The sequence below is a fragment of the Microcoleus sp. BM001215392 genome (assembly GCF_036700185.1).
In the GTDB taxonomy this organism is placed as follows: Bacteria; Cyanobacteriota; Cyanobacteriia; order Cyanobacteriales; family Microcoleaceae; genus Microcoleus.
Map to the genome: position 1 here is coordinate 1 of NZ_JAUBOJ010000473.1, position 4,909 is coordinate 4,909.

The 4,909-nt window shown below is 45.1% G+C and carries 3 protein-coding genes; all 3 read right to left on the bottom strand.

Going from position 1 to position 4,909, the window contains the following annotated elements; all coding sequences use genetic code 11:
• Positions 1 to 78: 78 nt before the first annotated feature.
• Entirely contained in the window at positions 79 to 984 is a 906-nt protein-coding gene (locus tag QT974_RS30905) for an alpha/beta hydrolase (protein ID WP_333472194.1), read from the bottom strand.
• A gap of 180 nt (positions 985 to 1,164) precedes the next feature.
• Positions 1,165 to 3,723, bottom strand: coding sequence for a leucine--tRNA ligase (gene leuS, locus QT974_RS30910; RefSeq protein ID WP_333472195.1), 2,559 nt, complete (start codon positions 3,721 to 3,723; stop codon positions 1,165 to 1,167).
• A 435-nt stretch (positions 3,724 to 4,158) separates the two neighbouring features.
• Positions 4,159 to 4,893: a Uma2 family endonuclease gene (locus tag QT974_RS30915; RefSeq protein WP_333472196.1), complete on the bottom strand. Its 735-nt coding sequence runs from the start codon at positions 4,891 to 4,893 to the stop codon at positions 4,159 to 4,161.
• Positions 4,894 to 4,909: the final 16 nt, after the last annotated feature.

A 4,909-nucleotide genomic window follows, 5' to 3' on the forward strand; every position in this document is an offset into this window, starting at 1 on the left:
AATAACTTATATGCGGTCATGCTTCTTCAGGCTTCAAAAACCAGATGCACCCGATGACTAAAGTCCGAACGATCGAACCTATTTATTCATTCTCATTCTAGATTTTTCGGCAAAATTAACAATAGTTTGGCGGTATTCGCTGCTGTTAAAAAAAGCATCTCCATTATTGTGCTTAGCATTAGGAACTAGCAAAATTTGCTTGGGTTCACCAGCAGCAGTATACAACTTATTACTCATCGCCGCCGGAATCAAAGGATCGGCAGTTCCGTGGGCGAACAAAACCGGAATTTTGAGCAATTTAACTTTAGTCAAAGAATCAAACTTTTGTGTCAGCAGCAACCGCACCGGAAACAGCCGCATCAAACTTTGGCGTTCTACCATATCCAGCATGGAAGTGAACGAACTTTGAACAATTAAGCCCGCAGCTTCCGAATGTGCAACTGCTAATTCTACAGCAACAGCACCTCCGAGTGAATGGCCGTACAAAAAGATTTCGCTAGGCGACAATTGCCGCTGTTTGACTAAATAATTATAAGCTGTTTCCGCATCTTCATACACCCGAGCTTCGCTGGGAAAACTGCCTTGACTGCGGCCGTAACCCCGGTAATCTATCAGCAATACGGAAAAACCCAATTGCCGAAAGCGGTAAGATTGATTGATATTCGCACCGATGTTAAAGCCCTTGCCGTGCAGGTACAATAGGGTTCCTAGCGGCTGTGGATTGGCGGTTGGCAGCCACCAACCGTGAATTTTGTCTGTTTTGTCCGTTTTGGGCGATCGCCCGTTAACTGGCAACCAAACCTCTTCGTAGGGTATGTTGAAAGCATCGGGTGTTTTGGCGATCGTAGGTGTGGGACTAAAAATGAGGCGAGTTTGCAGGATAAACAATATTATGCAACAGAGGATGTAGGCGATCGCCCAAAATTTCACCAAAAATAATATCCATTTATCAAAATATCTGTATCTCTTTGGTAATTTGCTCATGGCGGTATAATTAGCGATCGGTGATTTAACAGCATTAAAAACAACTATTATCTCCCTTGAAGCACCACAATAAAGTCGGTTCGTAGTGAGGACTTCAGTCCGCGCGAAAGAAGGACTAAAGTCCTCACTACAAACCATTGACCGCACCCGGTTTATCCCAAAAAACCGGGTTGCTCATTCTTATCCAGCTACAACGAAATTAACCAACTTTCCAGGAACCACAATCACCTTTTTAATCTCCTTACCTTCAAGATGGCGCTTCGCCAAATCCGACTCGCGGGCGTAATTTTCCAAAGCAGCTTTATCAGCACCAGAAGGCACTTGAATAGTGCCGCGCGTCTTACCCATAACTTGAATTACCAGCGTAATTTCATCAGTAACTAAAGCAGATGAATCTGCAACAGGCCAAGTTTGCAAGTGTACTGATTCGCTGTTACCAATCACGTGCCACAATTCATCAGCAATGTGCGGCGAAAAAGGCGCTAACAGCAAAATCAAAGTATTAATTCCCTCGGCATAAACGGGCGAATCCTTACATTTAGCATCGGCCAGCGCATTGTTCAACTTCATCATTTCGGAAACAGCAGTATTAAACTGATACTCGCCCTCCAAATCTTCCCGAACTTCCTTAATTGCAGTGTGAATCGCCCGCCGCAAATCCTTCTCAGGCTTGCTCAGCACATCTTTCTCTCCCCCTTGGGAAGGGGGGGCTGGGGGGGGTGAAGCAAATTCTGTCACCACGCGCCAAACGCGATTTAAAAAGCGAAATTGCCCTTCCACATCCGCGTCGTCCCACTCCAAATCCTTCTCCGGCGGCGCCTTGAATAAAATAAACATCCGCGCCGTATCAACCCCATATTTCCCCATAACTTCCAAGGGGTCAACACCGTTGTATTTAGATTTAGACATCTTCTCATAAAAGACTTCCAAAGCTTCACCAGTTTGCGGATCTTTAGGATTTTCGGGGTCTACATTTGATGCGGCAACGTATTTCCCAGTTACAGGATTTTTGTAGGCTTTGGCTTGTACCATGCCTTGAGTTAACAAGCGTTTAAATGGTTCGTCGCAATCGATCAAACCCCGATCGCGCAAAACCTTCGTAAAGAACCGCGAATACAGCAAATGCAGGATTGCGTGCTCGATCCCGCCGACATATTGGTCAACAGGCATCCAATCATTCGTTTTCGCCGAATCAAAGACTTGCGCTTGATTTTGAGCATCAGGATAGCGCAAAAAATACCACGATGAATCCATAAAAGTATCCATCGTATCCGTTTCGCGCTGCGCCGGAGTGCCGCAACTCGGACAAGGAACGTTCACCCATTCCGGCATCTTTGCTAACGGCGAACCTTTGCCAGTAAATTGTACATTTTCCGGCAACAATACAGGTAAATCCGATTGTGGTACGGGGACTGTACCGCACTTGGGACAGTGAATTACCGGAATCGGAGCGCCCCAATAACGCTGGCGAGAAATTAGCCAATCTCTCAAGCGATATTGCACTCGCGCTTTGCCACAACCTGAATTTACAGCAGCTTGAATAATTGCGGCTTTGCCTTTAACTGAATCCATCCCGTTGAAGCTTTCAGAATTAATCATAATTCCTGGTTCGGTGTAAGCTTCAGTCAGCGGAACTTCATCATCATCCACAATTACTACTTTAATTGGCAGTTGATATTGATTGGCAAACTTGAAATCTCGCGTGTCGTGGGCGGGTACTCCCATGACTGCGCCGGTGCCGTATTCGTACAGCACGTAATCGGCAATCCAAATCGGGATTTCTTCATCGTTGAAAGGGTTGATTGCTTTGCCACCGGTGGGGATACCGCGCTTCGGTTTGTCATCAGCCGTGCGATCCATTTCGCTTTGCAATGCAACTTCTTTGATGAAGGCTTCTACAGCGGCTTTTTGGTCTGCCGTGGTCACTAGCTGAGTTAACGGATGTTCCGGCGCTAAAACAACGTAACTAACGCCATAAATTGTATCGGGACGGGTGGTGAAAACGGCGACTTTTTCATCCATGCCGACAATCGGAAATTCTAAATAAGCGCCGACAGATTTGCCAATCCAGTTGGCTTGCATTAATTTGACTCTTTCGGGCCAATCTGGCAATTTATCTAAGTCGTTTAATAACTGTTCGGCGTAATCGGTAATTTTGAGGAACCACTGCCGCAATAATTTGCGCTCGACTTTGGCACCGGAACGCCAGGAACGACCTTCGTTGTCTACTTGTTCGTTGGCTAAGACTGTTTGGTCGATCGGGTCCCAATTAACTGCGGCTTCTTTCTGATATGCTAATCCTGCTTCTAAAAATTGCAAAAACAGCCACTGAGTCCACCGATAATAATCGGGAGAACAGGTTGTAACTTCTTTTGTCCAGTCGAAAGAAATACCCAGGCGGCGAAATAAGCCTTTCATCTGGGAAATATTTTGATAAGTCCATTGTGCGGGGGGAATTGAGCGCTCGATGGCCGCATTTTCTGCCGGCAAACCAAAAGCGTCCCATCCCATCGGATTGAGTACGCGATAGCCTTGCATCCGCTTGAGTCTGGCAATTACATCGATGATTGTGTAGTTGCGGACGTGTCCCATGTGCAGGCTTCCCGACGGGTAGGGGAACATGGATAAGGCATAAAATTTAGGCTTTTCGGTATCTTCTGGCATTTGGTCTAAGTTTTGCTCAGCCCATGTCTGTTGCCATTTTTCTTCTATGGATTGGGGGTTGTATTTGGACTCCATAACAATTTCTCCGTGTAGGATTTAGTAATGTTTGCTTGAATATTTTTGCACATTCAAGGGGCCGCGATTCGGATTTTTTTGAGCTCTCAGGATTTTGGCTCTAATATCTGTATTATATATTGTAGTATAGGTGATTTGCGATCGGGGGCGATTTCTACGTTAAAAGAATCAGACTTATGCACGGGTGGTCAGAAACCTGGTTTTTACGAGAATACTTGGTTACAGTGGGTAAAATCTCAAAAAACCCGGTTTCTTGGGTCGGAAATGGGTGTTCAGAAACCTGGTTTTTACGAAAATAGTTGGTTACAGTCGATAAAACCCCAAAAAACCCGGTTTCTTGGGTCAGAAATACGTAAGTCCTAAAAGCATAAATAACTGCAATTCCCAGAAAGCAGATTTATAAAATAAATCTGCTTTCTTAACATTTATTCCAGCTTAGATGCTATCAGGATCGATGTTCAATTCCCGCAGCTTGGCAGCTAAAAGTTGAGACCTTTGAGCTGCTTGTTGAGCCTTGAGAGCTTCTTGTTCGGCGCGCTGCGATTCTTGTTCGGCGAGCTGAAATTCTTGTTCGGCGCGCTGAAATTCTTGTTCGGCGCGCCGTCGCTCTAACAGTCGCTCAGCATTTATTTCGGAATAGGAAAGAAACCTTTCTCCATCAGGGCGATAGATTTCTAACCCTGATTCTGGCAACTCAAATCGCACTCCCAGTCTGGGACTTATCCATCCCTCCATCGGTTCAATTGGCTCTAAGATTCCTTCAATTCTTTGCCAACCTTCTAACTCATTTCTTTCGGGGTCGTAAACGTAATATTCCTGCACTCCATAACGATAGTAAAATGAAAGTTTCTTGTTCATTTTTGTGTTTCTATCGTTGTGGGAGCGAATTTCAAAGACGACTTGGGGAGAAATATTTTCTTCGCGAGATTGTATGTATGAAGGTCGATCGCCTTTTGGTCTGCCAAATATCACCATCGTATCCGGTGCTTGAGAAATATCTGGTCTACCTTCAACCGGATACCACAGTAAATCGGCTGCTACAAACACGTTGGGGTCATTTTCAAATAGCGCTTCGCAACCTTCTTTGATTGTGACAATGAATTTATATTGAATTGTACTTTCTGCCATTGGTTGACCGAAAGCATCCAGGATACAAGCCCCCGGATTCATCCGTGGAGAAATAAAA